The sequence below is a fragment of the Methylobacterium sp. E-046 genome, assembly GCF_022829625.1.
GTDB lineage: Bacteria > Pseudomonadota > Alphaproteobacteria > Rhizobiales > Beijerinckiaceae > Methylobacterium > Methylobacterium longum.
The window spans coordinates 61,989-80,070 of sequence record NZ_JAKSYP010000176.1 but is presented as its reverse complement, the minus strand read 5'-3'; the positions used below and the strand labels follow the sequence as shown (position 1 = coordinate 80,070).

Genomic DNA, 18,082 nt, shown 5'->3' with positions numbered 1-18,082 from the left:
GACGCTATATGGGCGGCCGCCCCGCCGCATGAGCGTGCTCCTTGGAACCGATGGAAACCCATATCGACCTGTGGTTCGCCGCGAGCATCGTGGTGATCTCGCTGCTGCTCTCGGCCTTCTTCGCGGGGGCGGAGACGGCCTTCACGGCGGCGTCCCGGGCGCGGATGCACGCCCTGGAGCAGGCCGGGGACCCGCGGGCCGCGATCGTCAACCGCATCCTGGCGATCCGCGAGCGCTTCATCGGCGCCATGCTGATCGGCTACAACATCGTGGCGATCGGCGCCTCGGCCTTCACCACCAGCGTGCTCACGGCGCTGTTCGGCAAGAGCGGCGTGATCTACGCGACCGTGGGCATGTCGGTGCTGGTCATCGTCTTCGCCGAGGTGCTGCCGAAGACGCTCGCCATCTCCAAACCCGACAAGGCGGCGCTGCTCACGGCGCGGCCGGTGGCCTTCGCGGTCGCGATCATGGGGCCGGCGGCGATCGCCATCGAGCACGTCGTGCGGCTGATGCTGAAGCCCTTCGGCGTCACGATCGGCGAGCACCAGTCGATCCTCACCGCGGCCGAGGAGCTGCGCGGGCAGGTGGCGCTGATGCACCGCGAGGGCGGGGTCGCCAAGGCCGAGCGCGACATGCTCGGCGGCCTCCTCGACCTCTCGGACCTGTCGGTCTCCGACGTGATGGTCCACCGCACGAAGATGCGGGCGATCGACGCCGACCAGCCCTCCGAGGACATCGTCCGGGCGGTGCTGTCCTCGCCCTACACGCGGATGCCCCTGTGGCGCGGCACGCCGGAGAACATCGTCGGCGTGCTCCACGCCAAGGACCTGTTGCGCGCGCTCGACGCCGCGGGCGGCGACGCCTCCGGCCTGAAGGTCGAGGCGCTGGCCCTGGAGACGTGGTTCGTGCCGGGTACCACGTCGTTGCGCGCCCAGCTCAAGGCCTTCCTGACCAAGAAGACCCACTTCGCCCTCGTCGTGGACGAGTACGGCGAGGTGATGGGCCTCGTCACCCTGGAGGACATCCTGGAGGAGATCGTCGGCGAGATCGCCGACGAGCACGACGTCGCGGTCTCCGGCGTGCGGCCGCAGGGGGACGGTTCGGTGAACGTCGACGGCGGCGTGCCGATCCGCGATCTGAACCGCGCCATGGACTGGAACCTGCCCGACGAGGAGGCCACCACGATCGCCGGCCTCGTCATCCACGAGGCCCGGACCATTCCCGACCAGGGGACGGCCTTCAACTTCCACGGCTTCCGCTTCCACGTGCTGCGGAAGGCCAAGAACCGGATCACCACCCTGCGGATCACGCCGCTGACCCCGGCGGGGCTCCAGGCGATCGCGCAGCCGGACGCGCAGCGCGACCCGGCCTGATTTCCCTATGGACGGATGACACCGGCGCCACCTTCGCGGACGGCGCCGTCCGGTCGCGCCGGAGGCGCCCCCAATCGCTCGGTGCGACGCCGTCGGGTTCCCCGACGAGGGGATCCAGCCCACCCCCGCGTCCGGGGGTGCCGCGCAGGCCCCGCGGGATCAGGCCCCGCGGGCTGAGGGATCGGCCCGGAGATGCGGCCCGGATGGGTCGATCCGGGCCGCCCGTGTCACCCCGGCATCGCCTCCAGCCCCTCGGCGCGGATCCAGTCGCGGGTCCGGTCGAGCGCCCGGCCGAGCCGGTCGAACAGCGCGTCGACCTCGTCGGACGCGATGATCAGCGGCGGGCAGACGGCCACGCGGTCGCCCGCGAGCGCCCGCACGATCAGACCCTCGCCCTGCGCGAAGGCCACGCAGCGCGCGGCCACCCCGGCCTTCGGATCGTACTGCCGCTTGGTGGCCTTGTCGGCGACGATCTCCAGGCCGCCGATCAGGCCCATGCCCCCGGCCTCGCCCACGATGGCGTGCTCCGCGAGCGCCGAGAGCCGGCGCTGGAAGTGCGGCGCCTTCTCGGCCGCGCCCTCGATCACGCGGTCGCGGCGGTAGATCTCGATCGCCTTCAGCGCCACCGCGGCGGCCACCGGGTGACCGGAATAGGTGGTGCCGTGCCCGAAGGTGCCGATCTTGTCGCTCTGGCCGACCAGCGCCTCGTAGAGCGGCTCGTCGATGCTCACGCCGCCGAGCGGCATGTAGGCCGAGGTGAGCGCCTTGGCGAAGGAGATCGAGTCCGGCCTCATGCCGAGCGCCTCGCTGCCGAACCAAGTCCCGAGGCGGCCGAAGCCGCAGATCACCTCGTCGGCGATCAGGCGGACCTCGTACTTCGCCAGGACGGCCTGGATGGCCGCGAAATAGCCCCGCGGCGGCACGATCGCCCCGCCGGCACCCATCACGGGCTCGGCGATGAAGGCCGCCACCGTCTCCGGACCCTCGCGCAGGATGGTCTCCTCCAGCTCGGCGGCGAGCCGGGCCGAGTAGGCCTCCTCGCTCTCGCCCGCTTCGGCGCCCCGGTAATGGTGCGCACAGGAGACGTGCAGGAATCCGGGCAGCGGCAGGTCCCAGTCGGCATGGTTCGCCGCGAGGCCGGTCATCGAGGCGCTCGCCACGGTGACGCCGTGATAGCCCTTCTGCCGGGCGATGATCTTCTTCTTCCTCGGCCGTCCCAGCGCGTTGTTGTAGTACCACGCGAGCTTCACCTGGGTGTCGTTGGCCTCCGAGCCCGACGAGGTGAAGAAGATCTTCGAGGTCGGGACCGGCATCAGCTCCTTCAGCGTCTCGGCCAGCTCGATCCCCGGGTCGTGACTGCGGCCGGAGAACAGGTGCGTGAACGGCAGGCGCGCCATCTGCTCCCGGGCCGCCTCCACGAGTTCCGCGTTCGAGTAGCCCAAGGCCGTGCACCAGAGGCCCGACATGCCCTCGATGTAGGACCGCCCCTCCGTGTCGAAGACGTGGACACCCGCGCCGCGCTCCAGGACCAGCGGACCGGTGTGCCGGTGCGTCGACAGGTTGGTGTAGGGGTGGAGCAGGGTTTCGACGTCGCGGGTCGCGAGATTTGACAGCATCGGTCGCAAGGTCCTCAAGCCGCTTGGATCCGCCGCCACACTACCGACCTGATGCGCCCGCAGGTAGCCCGGCGGATCCGCGTCCGGCCGTAGCCGGATGCATGCCGCGCTTGCTGTATGCCCCATGCTGAACCCCGAAGCTTTCGTCGCCCAGCCCGCCCCCGGCCGCGCCTGCGGCGCCTGCACCCTCTGCTGCAAGGTCTACGACGTGCCGGCCGTCGCCAGCGTGGCCGGCCAGTGGTGCCGCCACACCAAGGCCGGACAGGGCTGCGCCATCCACGCGACGCGCCCCGACCATTGCCGGGCGTTCCACTGCCTCTGGATGACGGAGGGCTGGCTCGGTCCGGAATGGAAGCCCGACCGAGCCAAGATGGTGCTCACCCTCGATCCGCTCACCCGCAACATGAACGTGCAGGTCGATCCCGGTCAGCCGAACGCGTGGCGGCGCGAGCCCCATTACGGGCAGCTCAAGCGGTGGGCCGCAGCCTCCGCCCCCCTGCGGCGCCACGTGCTGGTCCACGTCAACAAGACCACCACGATGGTCCTGCCCGACCGCGACGTCAGCCTCGGCGTGGTCTCGGCCCATGAGCGCATCGTCACCCGCGACCGTATGACCCCTCAGGGCCCGAGCTTCGACGTGGAGAAGGTCCCGGCCTGACGGCGCGCGAGCAGGGCGCGGCGCGCACCGACCCGGCATTCCGGGAGGGTGCTTCTCCGCATCGCCGCGAGCCGCGCGGCCTGCGCGGCCGGCAGCTCGGTCCCCATCGCCTCCGGCTCCGAGCAGCCGTCGTGGACGTGAACGTGATGGCGCGTCCTCCGCGCGCCCGATCGGGTCCCGGCGGGGGCGGGGGCGCGGTCGGCGCTCACGCGCCACCATGCCGGGATGTCGCCAGGCCTGGCCTGTGCACAGGCCGGGGAGGCGGCGCCGGCTAGGCCACGTCGGACTGCGGGGCGCGCGGACCGCGACGCGCCCTGTCCCGCCGGGACTTCGGCAGCGCCGCTGCGGGTCGGATCTTGCGAGCGCGGCCGGTTTGGCCGAGTGATCTTGGATGACGATCGTCCACGACTTCACCGTCGCCGCCGCCGACGGCCACGCCTACCCGCTGGCGCAGCACCGCGGCCGCGTTCTGCTGGTGGTCAACACCGCCTCGCGCTGCGGCTTCACCCCGCAATACGAAGGGCTGGAAGCGCTCTGGCGCCGCCACCGGGACGCAGGCCTCACGGTCCTGGGCTTTCCCTGCAACCAGTTCGGCGCTCAGGAGCCGGGTGATGCCGCGGAGATCGAGCACTTCTGCACGCTGCGCTACGACGTGACCTTCCCGGTGCTCGGCAAGATCGCGGTGAACGGGCCCGGGGCCGATCCGCTGTATGACCACCTGACCCGGGCCAAGCCCGGGCTGCTCGGCATGCGGGCGATCAAGTGGAACTTCACCAAGTTCCTGGTGGGCCGCGACGGCCGGGTCCTCGCGCGGTTCGCCCCCGCGACCAAGCCGGCCGCCCTGGAGGCGCAGGTCGAGGCCGCCTTGTCGGCGGGGGGATGACGCCCCGGCCGTAACGCGTCGGGATGCCTCAGGCGTCGAGATCCACGGGGGCTCGGGGACGCTCCCGCACCCGCAGCACCGTCCGCAGGGGCGCCACCGGGAACGGGCGCACGGCGTCGCGAAGAATGCCGACGAGGAAGCGAGCCTCCGCGATCTTCCGCAAGGTCAGCGCCGAGGCTGCCTCCGATCTGGCCCGTCCTTCCAGCGCGCGCAACGCCTCGAACAGCGCATCGCGCGTCCCGTCGAGACCCGAAGACTGATTCTGCGCGATCAGCGACGTCAGCTCACTTTCGAAACGGCAGCAGACTGGCTGATCGGTACGCATGGTCGACCCGAAAACAGGACAGGCGATCCATAAGTCAGTCCTCGCCCGGAGTCAGCGGACGGCACGCGCGTTTCGCCCGGATTTCGGGATTGTTGCGCAATTGCATCTGGGAGACCGGGCCGGACGGCGGTGCCGATTCAGCGCCCCGCCCCGACGAACGCGGCGGCAGCCTCGAATTCGGCGCGGCGGGCCGCGAGGCGGGCTTCGGCCTCCGCGTCCCGGCCCCAGACCTCGGCCTGATAGGTCTCGTCGACGTGCGCCGCGGCCCAGGCCTCGGCCGGGGTCAGCCGGCCGCGCAGCACCGCCAGGGCAATCAGCAGGGAGCCGGAAAGCGTCGTCAGCGTGTGCAGGCCCGTCAGCGCGAACGGATCCGTCTCGGCCGCCACCGCCTCGGAGAGGGCCCGAATCGTGTCGGGCGGCTGCGCCACATGCATCACGCCCTCGCTCAGGATGACCCGGGCGCCGAGTTCTTCCCGCGCCCAGACGAGGATCGGGTCCCAGGCCTCGGCCTGAGCCCGCACCAGACGTTCCGGATCCCCCGCCCGGTAGGCCACCAGATCCGTGCCCGCGTAGGCGCACAGGTCCTCCACCACGGCCGCGTGGCGGGGGGCGACCCCGTCGATCGCCGTGTTGGCGAGGCGCGTCAGGGGCATCCGGGCCGGGTCGATCGACGTCTCCTGCGCGGCCCACTCGGCCGCGACCTTCGCGGCCAAGTCCCGGCTGGGCAGACGCAGCGGGTTGCGGGCCGGGGTGTTGGCGGGGCGTCCGTCGAGGGTCAGGCGGAACCCGTCCGCGTCCTCGGAGAAGCCGGCCTCCGTGTAGAAGCGCCGGGGCAGGGCCGGCTTCGCATGGCCGCGCGCCGCCCGCACCGGGTCGGGTCGCTCGGCGTCGCCCGGTTGCCCGAGCCAGTCAGTCGTCTCATCGCTCATGACCGCGAGATAGGCGTTCCGCGGCCCGCGCGCGAGCCTTCCGGCTCACCGTGCCGCGTCGATTCCATCGAGGAGTCGCGCCGCCAGCGCGGCGGCGCTGGGAACCACCGTCACGGCGCCGGCCCCGTAGAGGGATTCGGGCGGGTGGTAGCCCCAGGCCACCCCCACGGCGACGGCGCCGGCCGCCACGCCCATGGCGATGTCGAAGGTGGTGTCGCCGACCATGATGGTCGCCCCGGGCTCGCAGCCGGCCTCGTCCATGGCCTGCCGCAGCATGGTCGGGTCGGGCTTCGACGGCGCGTCGTCGGCGCTCTGCGTCGTGGCGAACCAATCCGCCCAGCCGTGGTGCGCGATCAGCCGGTCGACGCCCCGCCGCGACTTGCCGGTGGCGAGGCCGATCAGCACGTCGTCCCGGGCGTGCAGCGCGGCCAGAAGCTCCGCCATGCCGGGGAACAGCGGCTCCTCGTGCGCCGGATCGAGGCGCAGGCGGTTGTAGGCCTGCTTGTAGCTCTCCGAGAGTTCGACGATCGGACCATCCTCGCCCACGAGGCGGCGGAAGGCCTGCGGCAGCGACAGGCCGACCACGGACAGCGCCTCCCGCCGCTCCGGAGCCCGCAGGCCGTTCTCCGCGAAGGCGATCCCCTGGGCCGCCACGATCAAGTGCTGGCTGTCGACGAGGGTCCCGTCGACGTCGAAGACGATGAGCCTCATGGCCGGTGGCGGGCCGGGGGCCGCGCGGGCGCGCCGGCCCGCATCACGGCTTCCGGCCCGTCTGCGGCAGCGGGCCGGCGGCGGGCTGACCGGCCTGGCCGCGGGTGCGCTCGTAGCCGAGACGGCAGCGGATCAGGAAGCGCCGCCGCTTGCCGCCGCGCAGGCCCCGCTGGTGCGACGCGCGGTTGCAGGCCGCGTAGGACCGCCGCCGGCGCTCGGCCCGGCCGCTTGAGGCCGGCCGCGGCGCGGTCTGCGCGGGCGATGCCGCGTCCCCCGGCGCGGCGGACGGTTGCGACTTCGCCGCCTCGGTCGGCGCCGCCGGATGGACCGGTGCCGTGGATTTGGGCGCCTCGCCCGGCGCGGCATGCGCGATCGGCCCGGTGAGGCACAGGGCGGCGAGGCAGGCCAGCATCGCGAGCTTCATGCGTCAGGATCTCGAACCGCTTGGAATCGCATCCCGGGGAGTGTCGGGGTGCGGGGCAGCATATGAGGCGGCGCGACCGGTTGCCAAGGCATGCCGGACGCGAGACCCTGGGATGTCGGGCCGCATCCAGGCTCGTATCATGCGCGGCGACCGGCGGCGCCGAAGCCGGCACGCGGAGTACGGAACCGGTCATGAACCTCGTGCTGCTCCCCGGCTTCATGACCGATCCCGACCTGTGGACCGACCTGATGCCCCGTCTGTCCGGGATCGGCCCGGTGATGCACGGCGACGTCACGCAGGACGCGACCATCCACGACATGGCGCTGCGGGTCGCCGCCGCAGCGCCGGACCGGTTCGCTCTGGTAGGCTTCTCGATGGGCGGCTACGTGGCCCGGGCCGTCGCCTACCGCGCACCCGAGCGGGTCCAGGCCCTCGTCCTGATCGCCACCTCGGCGCGGGCCGACACGCGCGCGCAGGCGACACGGAAGGCGTTCGCCGTTGCACAAGTCCGCGAGCAGGGCTTCGCCGGACTGAGCCGGAACGCGATCCTTCAATCCGTACATCCGGAGCGGGCCGGGGACGCGACTCTCCTCGCGCGCATCCGCCGAATGGGCGACCGGCTGGGCGGTCCGGTGTTCCTGCGCCAGGCCGGGCAAGCCCGCATGGCCGACCTCGACCGGCTCGGCACGATCCGATGCCCGACCCTGGTGGTGGTGGCGGCGCAGGACGCCCTGCGCGGCCTCGACGAGGGACGGGAGCTTCGCGACGGCATTTCGGGCGCCACGATCACGGTGATCGACGGATCGGGCCACATGCTGCCCCTGGAGGCGCCCGAGGCCCTGGCCGACGCAATCGTGCCGTGGCTCCTGGATCAGGCCTCCGGCGCCTCGACGATCGGGTCATAGCGGCCGGCATCGAAGCCGAGGAGGTTCCAGCTCTGGGCCATGTGGGGCGGCAGCGGCGCGCTCACGTCCACGGGCTTGCCGGTGCGTGGGTGCGGGATGACGATCCGCCGGGCGAGCAGGTGGAGCCGGTTCTGGATACCCCCCGGCAGCTCCCAGTTCTCGACGGAGAAATATTTGGGATCGCCGACGATCGGGTGGCCGATATGGGCCGCATGGGCGCGCAGCTGGTGCGTGCGGCCGGTCACCGGCTTGAAGGATAGCCAGGACAGCTTCTGGGCGGCCTGGTCGACCATCGCGTAGTAGGTCAGCGCGTGGCTGGCACCCTCGTCGCCGTGCTTGGCGACGCGCATCCGCGCGTCGGCGTCGGTGGGCTCCTCCTTGGCGAGGTAGGTGGAGACGCGGCCCTGACGCACCCGCGGCACGCCGGCGGTCAGCGCCCAGTAGATCTTCCGCGCCGCCCGGGACCGGAAGCTCTTGGCCAGCGTCGCCGCGGCGAGCCGGGTCTTGGCGACGATCAGGCAGCCGGCGGTATCCTTGTCCAGCCGGTGAACGAGGCGGGGCTTCTGGCCGTCCGGGCTGGTGAGCGCGGCGAGCAGGCCGTCCACGTGCCGGACCGTCCCCGACCCGCCCTGGACCGCGAGTCCGAAGGGCTTGTTGAGGATCATCATGTCCGCGTCCTCGTAGAGGATCAGCGAGCGGATGAACTCCGCGTCGTCCTGCTCGCGGGCGGCGCTGCGCGGGCGCTCGGTGGGCTGCTCAAGGCGCAGCGGCGGCACGCGCACGCTCATGCCCGGCTCCAGCCGGTCGTTCGGCTTGGCGCGCTTGCCGTCGACCCGCAACTCACCCTTGCGCACGATGGTTTGCACGCGGGTGAAGGGCAGGAGCGGGAAGCGGGCCGTGAGGAAGCGGTCGATCCGCATCCCGGCCTCGTCCGGCTCCACCGTCAAAGTCTGTACCCCGGACGCGAGGGTCGCGGAGGCGGCGGCGCGCTGCTCGCGGCGTGTCGGGGCGGCTGCGGGCGCCGGCGCGGGGGCCGAGGCCTCCGCGCGCTTGGCCGGGGGCCGGCCTGGTGCGGGCGCGGCCGTACGGCGGGGCGGAGGCGCGTCCCGGCGTGTCGACGCCGGCGCGGTGCGCGCCTTCGGGGGCCGCGCCGGTGCAGCGGCCGCCGGTGCCTGGCCGGCCCCCCACGGGTCGCGCGCCCCGGCATCGTCGCCGCGGTTGCGGGCGGCGCGCTCGGCGGCATCCCGGGCGCTGGTGCGGGGGCCCGTGCGGGCGCGGCCGTCGGCGTAGCCGTTGCCGGCGCCGAACTTGCCGGCCTTGAACGGACCTGCGTTGGATTTGCCGGCCTGAGGCTTGCGCCCCCTCGGCCCGCCGCTTTTGGGAGGTCGTGTCGTCATGTTTCCGCCGGCACCCGTCTCCGCTGCGGACGGGGCGTCCGCGCGCATGGGCCGCGGCGTCGCGGACGTCCGGACCGATGGGATCGACCGGCTGTAGCATCGCCCGCGCGCAGCGGCAAAGGCGGCCCTCCACGCGGGCCCATCAGGGCTCAGAGTCCCAACGAAGCGATCCTGTCCGTCGAGCCGACCGGCCGGCAGGGCGACCGGGAACAGGAAGAGGACCTCGTGCCCGACCAGCCCCTCGTACGCGACGTCATTCGCCCCACGCGCGGGCCGCCGAAGACCGAGACCCTGATGCCGAGTTCCCCTGAAAACGCGTGGATCAGGCCGTTCCGGGCGCTTACGGCGAACGCGACGCTGCTCCCGAGGAGCCGGAAAACCTTGGGCTGTCCGTCATCGGCACGGATCTCGGCCACCGACAAGCTATTGTAGCGCCGGGGCAGGCTCGGGCCTCCAAGCGGATCCCCGCAAGAGGGGCTCCAACCCATATTTCGAACCGATCACCGCGTCCCCGCCGGAGCCGCAACGGAGCACCGCCCGCGTCGATTCACGGCAACCTTCGGACACGCGGTTGACGCCCAGGCGCGCTACGGCCAAGCTGTCGGCCGACGGTTCCCCTTGGGGATCAAAAGGGAACGCGGTGAGGGGTTCGCCCCGAAGCCGCGGCTGCCCCCGCAACTGTAAGCGGCGAGCCCTTCACCACCACGTCACTGGGTCACCCCGGGAAGACGGTGCGAGGGCGGCGACCCGCGAGCCAGGAGACCTGCCGTCAGCCGTGGTCACACGCGAAACGCGCCGGGCGGGGTGTCCTGGCGGGTGTCGAGGCACCGTCAATCCCGAGGGGAGGCGGTCGCCGAGGCCTCGTTCGCGGTGACGTGCCACAGCAAGCGCGCCCGCGACACCGTTCCCGATGTCCGTCTCCGTCCTCTCGAACTCCCCGAATCCGACATCGGGCCGCCGCGCACGCGTTTCGGCGCCGTCACCGAGTGGACGTTGAATTGCAATGTTATTACACTGCTTTTAGACTTGGGGGCCGGCGCGCGCCGCGCACGGACCGCTTCCCTCATGCCTTCATCGCCCCATCGCCCCAGACTCACCGGGACGGCGCCGCTCTGCGGCTTTCTCCTCGCGCTCCTCGCCAGTCCGACCGCCGCTCAGGAGACCGTCACCTTGGATGAACTGTCCGTCGCGGGTGCAGGCGGCGATCCGAGCCGCCTTCCGCCGAACGGCCTCAACCTGCGCACGCCCGACCGGACTGCGAGCCGTGTCGGCCTGACGCCGCTGGAGACCCCGGCCAGCCTCGATATCGTGTCCGGCGAGACCGCGCGGCTGCGCGGCCAGGACACGATCGCCGACGCTGTGACCCAGGACGCCACCGGCATCACCACCATCGCGGCGCCCGGCAACGGCAACGGCGCGTTCACGTCCCGCGGCTTCGCTGGCCCGAACTCGATCCAGCAGCTCTACGACGGCACGCGCTTCTACGTCGGCGCCAACACCGTGACCTTCCCGTTCGACACGTGGAACGTCGAGCGAATCGAGGTGCTGCGCGGGCCGTCCTCGGTGCTCTACGGCGACGGCGCCATCGGCGGCGTCATCAACGTGGTCCCGAAGAAGCCGGTCTTCGTTCCGATCAACACCGCCCGCGCGGTGGTGGGCACCGACGGCGTCGCGCGCCTCGCCCTCGATTCCGGCAGTCCGATCGGGCAAGCCGAGTTCGGCGACACCTTCGCGTATCGCCTCAACGTCAGCGGCAACCGCGCCGACGGTTGGATCCGGCCGGAGGGCGATTTTCGCAACCTCGCGGTCTCGGCCGCCCTCCTGTTCCAGCCGAGCCCGAACCTCGCCATCACCCTGAGCCACGATCTCGGCTACCAGGAGCCCGCCCGCTACTGGGGCACGCCGCTGGTCGAGGGACGGATCCCGGATCTGATCCGGTTCAACAACTACAACGTCCGCGACGCGAAGATCACCTGGGCCGACAACTGGACCCAGATCAAGACCGAATGGTCCCCCTCGGCCGACATGACGATCCGCAACACCGCCTACCGGCTCACCAGCCGGCGCCACTGGCTCGACGTCGAGCAGTACAGCTACAACCGCGGCACCGGACTCGTGAACCGGGGCGACTACCTGGAGATCTACCACAGCCAGGAGCAGGTCGGGGATCGGCTCGACGCGACGTTCCGGGGCAGCCTGTTCGGCCTGCCCAACCAGTTCGTGGCCGGGTTCGACGTGAACCACATCGACTTCCGGCACACCAACAACTTCTACTTTGACCAGACCACCAGCGTGCCCCTCGTAGGCTACGATCCGGGCGTCTTCCCGCAGAACGGCCGGGCGCGGCCTGCCTACGCAACGCAGACGAGCCAGGCCTCGGTCTTCGCGGAGGACCGTCTGATCCTGTCGGACAAGCTCTCGTTCCTCACCGGCGTGCGCCTCGACGTGCCGACGCTGAATCGGGAGGACCTGCAGACGAGATCGCGATTCGAGAAGACCTACCGGGCGCTGGGCTACCGCTTCGGCCTCGTCTACAACCCGACGCCGGACAGCGCGCTCTACGCCCAGTACAGCTTCGCCACCGACCCGGTGAACAGCCTGATCACGCTGAACCAGTCGCTGGCGGGCTTCAAGCTCGCCACAGGCGATCAGGTCGAGATCGGCGCCAAGGGTCTTGCCTTCGACGGTGCCGTGGAATGGACCATCGCGGGCTACCGGATCGTCAAGGACAACCTGATCTCGGCAATCCCCGGCCAGCCGACGCTGTCCACGCAGGTGGGGAGCCAGTCCTCGCAGGGATTCGAGCTGGCCTTGGGCTGGCGCTTTGCTCCGGGCTGGCGGCTGGACGGCAACCTCGCGCTGCTGCACGCGCAGTACGACCGGTTCGACCAGAGCGTGAACGGCACCACCGTCTCCTATGTCGGCAACCAGCCCATCGACGTGCCCGAGCGCGTGGCCAATCTCTGGTTGACCTGGGACATCCACCGCGACTGGACTGCGCGGATCGGGCTCCAGAACGTGGGACAGGTCTACAGCGACTTCGGCAACACGGCGCGGCGCCCGGCCTACAACCTCATCAATGCGGTTCTCGACCATCAGGTCACGGCGGAGTCGCGCCTGTCCCTGCGGGTCTACAACCTGTTCGACAAGGTCTACGCGATCAGCGGCAACGCCGTGAACGGGATCGGGACCAACTGGCTCCTCGGGCGCCCCCGCTCGGTCGAGGTCGCCTACACGGTGACGTGGTGAGCCTGCGGCGGCGGCTCGGCAAGGCAGGACGACGCTGGCTGCTGCTGTTCCACCGCTGGGCCGGGATCGCCGCGGGGCTGTTCTTCGCTTCGTGGATCGGTTCCGGGCTGGTGATGCTCTACGTGCCGTTCCCGACGCTGACCGCGGCCGAGCGCGCGGCGCGGCTCGCCCCGATCGCGTGGGATCAGGTCGCCGTGGCGCCCGGCGACGCGCTCCGCGCCAGTGGGCTTACCGGCACGCCTACCGACTTCGCCCTGGAGATGCAGGGCGCGGAGCCCGTGTACCGGATCGCCGGCCGCGACGGCGCCCGAGCGACGGTGTCGGCGCGGACCGGCGGGCGGCTCGGCCCGCTGCCGCCCGAAGACGCACTGCGTCTCGCGGCCGAGGGGTTCCCGAACGCGCGGTTGGAGCCGGTCGTCCGCGACCAGTGGACCGTCACGGCCCGGTACGACCCGCTGCGGCCCTTCCGGAAGGTCGCCCTCGGCGACGCGGCGGGGACCGAACTCTACGTCTCGCAGGTCACCGGCGAGATCGCCCTCGACACGACGCGGTTCGAGCGGGCCTGGAACTGGGTGGGCGCCGTTGCGCACTGGATCTATCTCACGCCGCTACGTGCCCGGGCGGAGCTGTGGCGGACGGTCTTGCTGTGGCTGTCCGGCTTCGCCGCCCTGGGGGCGCTGAGCGGCCTCGCGATCGGGATCTGGCGCCTGCGCCTTCGGCGCCGCTACGCGGGCGGGACCGTGACGCCGTATCGCGGGCTCGCCCGCTGGCACCACCTGTTCGGCCTCGCGGGCGGGATCGGGCTCTGCACGTTCATCCTCAGCGGCTGGATCTCGATGAACCCGAACCGGTGGTTCGCATCCAGCGCCGCGCCCGCCGAGATCCGCGCCGCCTATGCCGGCGCGCCGCCAGTCTTCGGCCTGAACGCCGGGACCCTGCGCGGCTTCGCCGAACCGGGGACCCGGGTGCTGCGCTTCGCCGCCATCGGCGGGGCCTGGTGGATCGTCGCCGAGGGCGCGGCTGGCCTCTCGGCGCACCGCGCGGATGACGGCTCGATCCTCGATGCAGCGGCGATCGTGCAGGCCGCCGGCGCGGCCCTGCCCGGCGGAGGATTGCGAACGGCGGAGCAGCTGACCGCCTATGATCTGTACTGGTACCCGCACGGTTCCGATCCGCGACCGCTTCCGGTGCTGCGCCTGCAGTTCGGAGATCCTTCCTCCACCTGGCTTCATGTCGATCCCCGGGACGGAACCATCCTCCAGCGCCTGGATCGCTCGGGCCGGATCAACCGATGGCTGTTCGACGCCGCGCACCGCCTCGACCTGCCCGGGCTTACCGGCAATCGTCGGCTGCACGACGCGGCCCAGTGGATCCTGAACCTCCTGGCAACCGGGATCGCCGTGACGGGCATCGTCGCGGACTGGCGTAGGCTGCGCCGCAGCCTGTCTGCTTGATGCTCCTTCTCGTCATCCCGACAGGAGCGAAGCGACGACGCCGTCGACACCGGGACAACCAATCGACGCCACTCATGGTGAGGCGCCCGCGACAGCAGGCCTCGACGGAGCCCTCCAGGAGTCCCATAGCCGGCTAAAGGCCGCCTTCGCGGCGAAGGCTGCGCGCCCGCCCCCCAGGACGAGGCGCGGGTCGGATGAGCACCGACAGCGAGAGGGCAGGCTCTCAGAACCGTGCCGTCAGGAACAGCCGCACGTTCCGTCCGGGCAGCAGGATCTCGTCCTTCTTGAACGACGTCGAATTGCGGATGTCGTCGTTCAGGAGGTTGCGTCCCTGGACCCCGAGGGTGATCGCGCTCGCCCCGTAGACGGCGGGATCGACCGCCTTGGTGTAGCTCAACTCGGCGCGCAAATCGTCGTAGCCGGGGGTCGGCGTCTCGTACACCGCGGTCGCGTCGTGGCTGAAGGCGTGGAGCAGGTTCACCCGCGCGAACCACCCGTCGGCCCGCAGATAGACGCCGCCGCCGACCCGGTAGGGCGGGATGCGCGGCACGTTCGCGCCGTTGTCGAACTGGGCGCGGACGAAATCGAACTGCGCCTCGATGCCGGCGAAGCCGTTGCCGACCGGCAGGAGGTCATACTGGCCGATGATCTCGGCGCCGTAGAAGGTGGCGTTCTGCTGCTGGTAGACGATCTGCCGATTGTCGGTACCGACGCCGCAGGAGGCGAAATCGTCGTCGCAGGTCAGGCCGGTGTAATTGCGGTAGATGAAGCCGGTATAGCGCGTGAAGTAGCCGGTCGCGTCGAGACGGAAGGGTCCCTCGGCCCGCCGGATGCTGGCCTCGACGGTCCGAGCCCGCTCCTTCTTGAGGTTCGGGTTGCCGATCTCGAAGGTCGCGGTGGCGTCGTGTGGCCCCTGCGAGAACAGCTCGTAGCCCGTGGGCCCGCGCTCGACATAGGAGCCGGTGAGGCTCGCCACGAAGCCGTAGGGCAGGTCCTGCAGGGCGCCGATGCTGGCGCTCTTCGGCGCGAAGCGTCGGGCCCGCGCGTACTGGAACGGCTCCTGGCCATCGACCGGCACGTAGTCGGCGGGGAACTGGGCGGCCGTGCTCGACAGCCGGTCGACCTCGTAGCGCCCGGCCGCCTGGAGCCGCGTGCCCGGGCGCAGCTCCAGCTCCTCGAACAGGTAGACCGCGTTGGCACGGGATTCCGTCTTGGGCAGGAACGACTCGAGCTGCGTGTTGATCACGCGCCGGTCCGACTGGAAGCCCAACGCGCCGGTGAGCTTGCCGAACTCGGTGAAGACCGGGACGTGCTGGAGTTCCAGCCGCCCCTCGGCCTCGCGGTTCTTGAAGATCGCCTGGACGCCCTCGATCCCGTCATCGCCAATCCCGACCTCGTTGTGGCGGTAGACCGAGTAGCCCGCCCAGTAGCGGATCACCTCGAACGGGCCGTCGAGCGGGCGGTATTCGCCCCGCGACAGGATGCGGTCCTGGTTCGGGGTGAGGCGGGTCCGGTCCTGTTCGGCCACGCCGCCGGGGATCGCGTAGACCGCGTCGTAGTGGCTGAAGGAGATGCCCACGAAGCCGCGGTCGCCGATCGCCGAGATGCCGACCGCGCCGCCCTGCGACTCGTTGTAGGAGTTGCGCTGGATCCCGCCGGGGATCGCGTAGCTGTCATTCGCGGTCTTGTAGCCGTCGGCGTGGACCGCGACGCCGTCACCGCCGGCATCCACCGTGGCGGCGCCGAGGCGACCGTTGTCGACGCTGGAGAAGCCGCTGGTGACCTGTCCCTGCATCCCGTTCGCGGGGATGAAGGTCGGCACGCGGTTGTTGTCGGCCGAGACCACGCCGCCGATCGCACCGGAGCCGTAGCGCAGGGTTGCGGGGCCGCGGATCACCTCGATCCGGTCGGCCACCAGCGGGTTCACCGGCACGGCGTGATCCTCGCCGAGGTCGGACACACCGCCATTGACGATGCCGTTCTCCTGGATGCGCACCCGGGCGTTGTCGAGGCCGCGAATGATCGGTCGCGAGGCTGCGCCTGGCGCGTAGCTGGTCCCGGAGATACCCGGCCGATCGAACAGGGCGTCTCCCAGGGTCCGGGGCTGATCGCGTGCGATCTGGTCCTGCGTCACCACCGTCACGGGCGAGAACGTGTTGGTCGCCACCGGCAGGACGCCGGGCGGAACCGCGGCATCGGCCACCGGCGCCGCGCGCGGCGCCTGGATCGGGCTCGGACCCGTCACGCTGATCTCGTCGAGCGCCACGGCCTGCTGGGCCTGGGCGACGGACATGCCCAGAAGGCCGGCGCAGAGGGTCGAGGACAGGACCGTGCTGGCGAGAAGGCCGAAGCGGCGAGAAAGAAACATCGAGACTCACACAGTGTTATATCGTTTCATTGTCGCGCTGGAACGAGTTGGCGCAAGGGGTAATCCGGCGCTCCCTTCGAGCTGCCCAGAAACGTTACATCGTTGCAACAACATGCGCGCCCCTTCACTCCTCGGGATCACGCTGCCCATGACTGTGATACGTTATAACACTATCATCCCCTGATGTTGCAGGGGGATTCCGGCGTTCCGATTGTGGTCCTACCAGGCTTCCTCGAAGCCAGTCCGACATATCTGCTCAATCGCCTGCTCACCAACCATGACGGCCGCCGCGTCGCTGGTCATCGTCATCGACTGAGCGCCTCAGCGCCCTCGTCAACGCCATTCGGCCCGGCATGACCGGGGCCAAGGGCGCTCTCTGGCTGTCGTCGCGGCCCGATCGGGTCGGCCAGATCATCCTCTCGAGCGCCGCCCCTGGATCTCCGCGCCGGGGGCGCGGGTGGTCGGCGGTACTGCGGCGGCGATGGCCGGTCGCCAGCGGAGTCTGGCGTGACCGAGGTCAAGGGCTGGCTTTCGTCGCCACCGGCAGGCACGAGGCCGCGCTCGCGGCGGCGCTGGATGCCTGCCTGATCGAGACTACGGCCTGGCAGGGACCGATCGATCCCGCGCCCTACCGGGACCGGCCACACCCGCTCCCGGCGTCGCGCCAAGCGGCAGGAGCGTGGCCGCTCAGGTGGCCAACCCCTCGCTATCGTCCTCCGCCTCGATTTCGGCGTCGGCCTCGGTCGTCTGACCTGCGGCGCCGGCGGCCTCGGCCAATCCACGCGCGGCCTTGCGCAGGAGCTTGCGGAGCCGGCGGCGGTCGGTCTTGTCGAGGTGGTCGAGCAGCTCGGCCTCGACCTCTTCCTGAATCCGCTCGATCGCGGCGGCCTTCGCGAGGCCCGATTCCGTGAGCTGGACGCGAACCACGCGTCCATCGCCCGATTCGGCCCGGCGCTCGACGATGCCGAGAGCCGCCAGCCGCGTCACAGTTTTCGAGGCGGTTGGCGGACGCACCCGCAACAGGGCGGCAAGGTCGCCCATGGTCATCGTGCCGGCCGCGGCCAGCGCCTGAACCACCTGCTCCTGGCCGGCGAACAAGCCGAGCTTGGCCAAGCGGTCGCCGGTGCGAGCCCGATGCAGGCGCGCCGCCTGCACCAGCGCCCTGCCGACGCTGCGAACACCGGGTGGCCGCATCTTCTTGGACGACAGCGGCGGTCGGTCCTCGTCGTGACGATCGCGTTTCTGGTTATCGCCCACCGGAACGCCCGAGTTCGTGCCGGCGGCCGCCGGATGATCCTGAATCTGCACCGTCCATCCCCCGTCGCCGGCCGCCCAGGACCTGTGGCGGTGGCCGGTGACGCTGCGATGACGGGGCCGGACGCTCAGCAGTGCATGAGACGCTGAAGCCGATCCAGGATATCTTCGCCGGTGCACGGCCGGGCGATGAAATCGGCATGCTCGGGCATGCGGGCCGGATCGGGCGCGGCCCGTCCCGAGACGATCAGGATCGGCAGTTGTGGCCGCGCCTCGGCCACGGAACTCGCGAGGTCGAACCCGTCCGTCTTGCCCGAGAGCTGGACGTCCGTGACGAGCCCGCAGATATCCGGGCGCGCCTGCAGGATGCTGAGCGCCCGCTCGGCGGAAGCACACTGGACCGTGTCGTAGCCGCCTTCCTCCAGAACGTCCCCGAGATCCATGATCGTCAGCGCCTCGTCTTCGACGAGGAGGATCACCGGCCGATCGCCGCCAATACCCGTCTGCTCACTCGCCACTGTTTACTCCCTCCGGCA

Annotated in this window: 15 protein-coding genes and 1 riboswitch; of the genes, 6 read left to right on the top strand and 9 right to left on the bottom strand. The window is 71.0% G+C overall.

Features of this window, described 5'->3' with window-relative positions; all coding sequences use genetic code 11:
• Positions 1-50 precede the first annotated feature (50 nt).
• Positions 51-1,373: an HlyC/CorC family transporter gene (locus MKK82_RS17300; protein ID WP_238287380.1), complete on the top strand. Its 1,323-nt coding sequence runs from the start codon at positions 51-53 to the stop codon at positions 1,371-1,373.
• Positions 1,374-1,600: 227 nt separating this feature from the next.
• Here MKK82_RS17300 and MKK82_RS17295 read toward each other — a convergent pair whose 3' ends face one another.
• Complete coding sequence (locus tag MKK82_RS17295; RefSeq protein ID WP_243986337.1) at positions 1,601-2,989, bottom strand: aminotransferase; 1,389 nt, start codon at positions 2,987-2,989, stop codon at positions 1,601-1,603.
• Between the two features lie 124 nt (positions 2,990-3,113).
• On the opposite strand from MKK82_RS17295, the gene MKK82_RS17290 reads away from it, so the two are divergent.
• Both MKK82_RS17290 and MKK82_RS17285 read left to right on the top strand, forming a co-directional pair.
• Positions 3,114-3,647, top strand: coding sequence for a hypothetical protein (locus MKK82_RS17290; protein ID WP_238287245.1), 534 nt, complete (start codon positions 3,114-3,116; stop codon positions 3,645-3,647).
• 391 nt (positions 3,648-4,038) lie between these two features.
• The gene (locus MKK82_RS17285) at positions 4,039-4,530 is read left to right on the top strand and encodes a glutathione peroxidase (protein WP_238287243.1); all 492 of its coding nucleotides are present in this window, start codon (positions 4,039-4,041) and stop codon (positions 4,528-4,530) included.
• Positions 4,531-4,558: 28 nt separating this feature from the next.
• On the opposite strand, the gene MKK82_RS17280 is transcribed toward MKK82_RS17285, so the two are convergent.
• From MKK82_RS17280 to MKK82_RS17265, 4 genes are all read right to left on the bottom strand, one after another.
• Positions 4,559-4,855, bottom strand: coding sequence for a hypothetical protein (locus tag MKK82_RS17280; RefSeq protein ID WP_238287241.1), 297 nt, complete (start codon positions 4,853-4,855; stop codon positions 4,559-4,561).
• A 137-nt stretch (positions 4,856-4,992) separates the two neighbouring features.
• A complete protein-coding gene (locus MKK82_RS17275) occupies positions 4,993-5,784 on the bottom strand; it encodes an ATP12 family chaperone protein (RefSeq protein ID WP_243986336.1) in 792 nt (263 codons plus the stop codon).
• Between the two features lie 45 nt (positions 5,785-5,829).
• The gene (locus MKK82_RS17270) at positions 5,830-6,495 is read right to left on the bottom strand and encodes an HAD-IA family hydrolase (protein WP_238287237.1); all 666 of its coding nucleotides are present in this window, start codon (positions 6,493-6,495) and stop codon (positions 5,830-5,832) included.
• Between the two features lie 43 nt (positions 6,496-6,538).
• Positions 6,539-6,919, bottom strand: coding sequence for a hypothetical protein (locus MKK82_RS17265; protein WP_238287235.1), 381 nt, complete (start codon positions 6,917-6,919; stop codon positions 6,539-6,541).
• A 191-nt stretch (positions 6,920-7,110) separates the two neighbouring features.
• Between MKK82_RS17265 and MKK82_RS17260 the strand changes: the two genes are divergently transcribed.
• A complete protein-coding gene (locus tag MKK82_RS17260) occupies positions 7,111-7,824 on the top strand; it encodes an alpha/beta fold hydrolase (protein ID WP_238287233.1) in 714 nt (237 codons plus the stop codon).
• Here the strand turns inward: MKK82_RS17260 and MKK82_RS17255 are convergent.
• Positions 7,791-9,221, bottom strand: coding sequence for an RluA family pseudouridine synthase (locus MKK82_RS17255; RefSeq protein ID WP_238287231.1), 1,431 nt, complete (start codon positions 9,219-9,221; stop codon positions 7,791-7,793). The genes MKK82_RS17260 and MKK82_RS17255 overlap by 34 nt on opposite strands.
• Positions 9,222-9,813: 592 nt before the next feature.
• Positions 9,814-10,007: riboswitch (cobalamin riboswitch) on the top strand.
• A gap of 279 nt (positions 10,008-10,286) precedes the next feature.
• Here MKK82_RS17255 and MKK82_RS17250 point away from each other — a divergent pair.
• Together MKK82_RS17250 and MKK82_RS17245 are read left to right on the top strand one after the other, a co-directional pair.
• Positions 10,287-12,470 (top strand): TonB-dependent receptor, encoded by a 2,184-nt coding sequence (locus MKK82_RS17250; RefSeq protein ID WP_243986335.1) that lies wholly within the window; start codon positions 10,287-10,289, stop codon positions 12,468-12,470.
• Positions 12,464-13,924: a PepSY domain-containing protein gene (locus MKK82_RS17245; RefSeq protein ID WP_238287229.1), complete on the top strand. Its 1,461-nt coding sequence runs from the start codon at positions 12,464-12,466 to the stop codon at positions 13,922-13,924. The genes MKK82_RS17250 and MKK82_RS17245 overlap by 7 nt, the downstream gene beginning before the upstream one ends.
• A 223-nt stretch (positions 13,925-14,147) precedes the next feature.
• Here MKK82_RS17245 and MKK82_RS17240 read toward each other — a convergent pair whose 3' ends face one another.
• The 3 genes from MKK82_RS17240 to MKK82_RS17230 all read right to left on the bottom strand — a co-directional run bounded on the left by MKK82_RS17240 (position 14,148) and on the right by MKK82_RS17230 (position 18,064).
• The gene (locus MKK82_RS17240) at positions 14,148-16,292 is read right to left on the bottom strand and encodes a TonB-dependent receptor (protein WP_243986333.1); all 2,145 of its coding nucleotides are present in this window, start codon (positions 16,290-16,292) and stop codon (positions 14,148-14,150) included.
• 687 nt (positions 16,293-16,979) lie between these two features.
• On the bottom strand, positions 16,980-17,549 hold the full coding sequence (locus tag MKK82_RS17235) for a MarR family winged helix-turn-helix transcriptional regulator (protein ID WP_243986366.1): 570 nt from the start codon (positions 17,547-17,549) through the stop codon (positions 16,980-16,982).
• 125 nt (positions 17,550-17,674) lie between these two features.
• On the bottom strand, positions 17,675-18,064 hold the full coding sequence (locus MKK82_RS17230) for a response regulator (RefSeq protein ID WP_238287227.1): 390 nt from the start codon (positions 18,062-18,064) through the stop codon (positions 17,675-17,677).
• Between the last annotated feature and the right edge of the window lie 18 nt (positions 18,065-18,082).

Coding starts and splice junctions, on each gene's coding strand:
- MKK82_RS17300 (WP_238287380.1), top strand. CDS start 51: ATGGAAACCCATATCGACCTGTGGTTCGCCGCGAGCATCGTGGTGATC.
- MKK82_RS17295 (WP_243986337.1), bottom strand. CDS start 2,989: ATGCTGTCAAATCTCGCGACCCGCGACGTCGAAACCCTGCTCCACCCC.
- MKK82_RS17290 (WP_238287245.1), top strand. CDS start 3,114: ATGCTGAACCCCGAAGCTTTCGTCGCCCAGCCCGCCCCCGGCCGCGCC.
- MKK82_RS17285 (WP_238287243.1), top strand. CDS start 4,039: ATGACGATCGTCCACGACTTCACCGTCGCCGCCGCCGACGGCCACGCC.
- MKK82_RS17280 (WP_238287241.1), bottom strand. CDS start 4,855: ATGCGTACCGATCAGCCAGTCTGCTGCCGTTTCGAAAGTGAGCTGACG.
- MKK82_RS17275 (WP_243986336.1), bottom strand. CDS start 5,784: ATGAGCGATGAGACGACTGACTGGCTCGGGCAACCGGGCGACGCCGAG.
- MKK82_RS17270 (WP_238287237.1), bottom strand. CDS start 6,495: ATGAGGCTCATCGTCTTCGACGTCGACGGGACCCTCGTCGACAGCCAG.
- MKK82_RS17265 (WP_238287235.1), bottom strand. CDS start 6,919: ATGAAGCTCGCGATGCTGGCCTGCCTCGCCGCCCTGTGCCTCACCGGG.
- MKK82_RS17260 (WP_238287233.1), top strand. CDS start 7,111: ATGAACCTCGTGCTGCTCCCCGGCTTCATGACCGATCCCGACCTGTGG.
- MKK82_RS17255 (WP_238287231.1), bottom strand. CDS start 9,221: ATGACGACACGACCTCCCAAAAGCGGCGGGCCGAGGGGGCGCAAGCCT.
- MKK82_RS17250 (WP_243986335.1), top strand. CDS start 10,287: ATGCCTTCATCGCCCCATCGCCCCAGACTCACCGGGACGGCGCCGCTC.
- MKK82_RS17240 (WP_243986333.1), bottom strand. CDS start 16,292: ATGTTTCTTTCTCGCCGCTTCGGCCTTCTCGCCAGCACGGTCCTGTCC.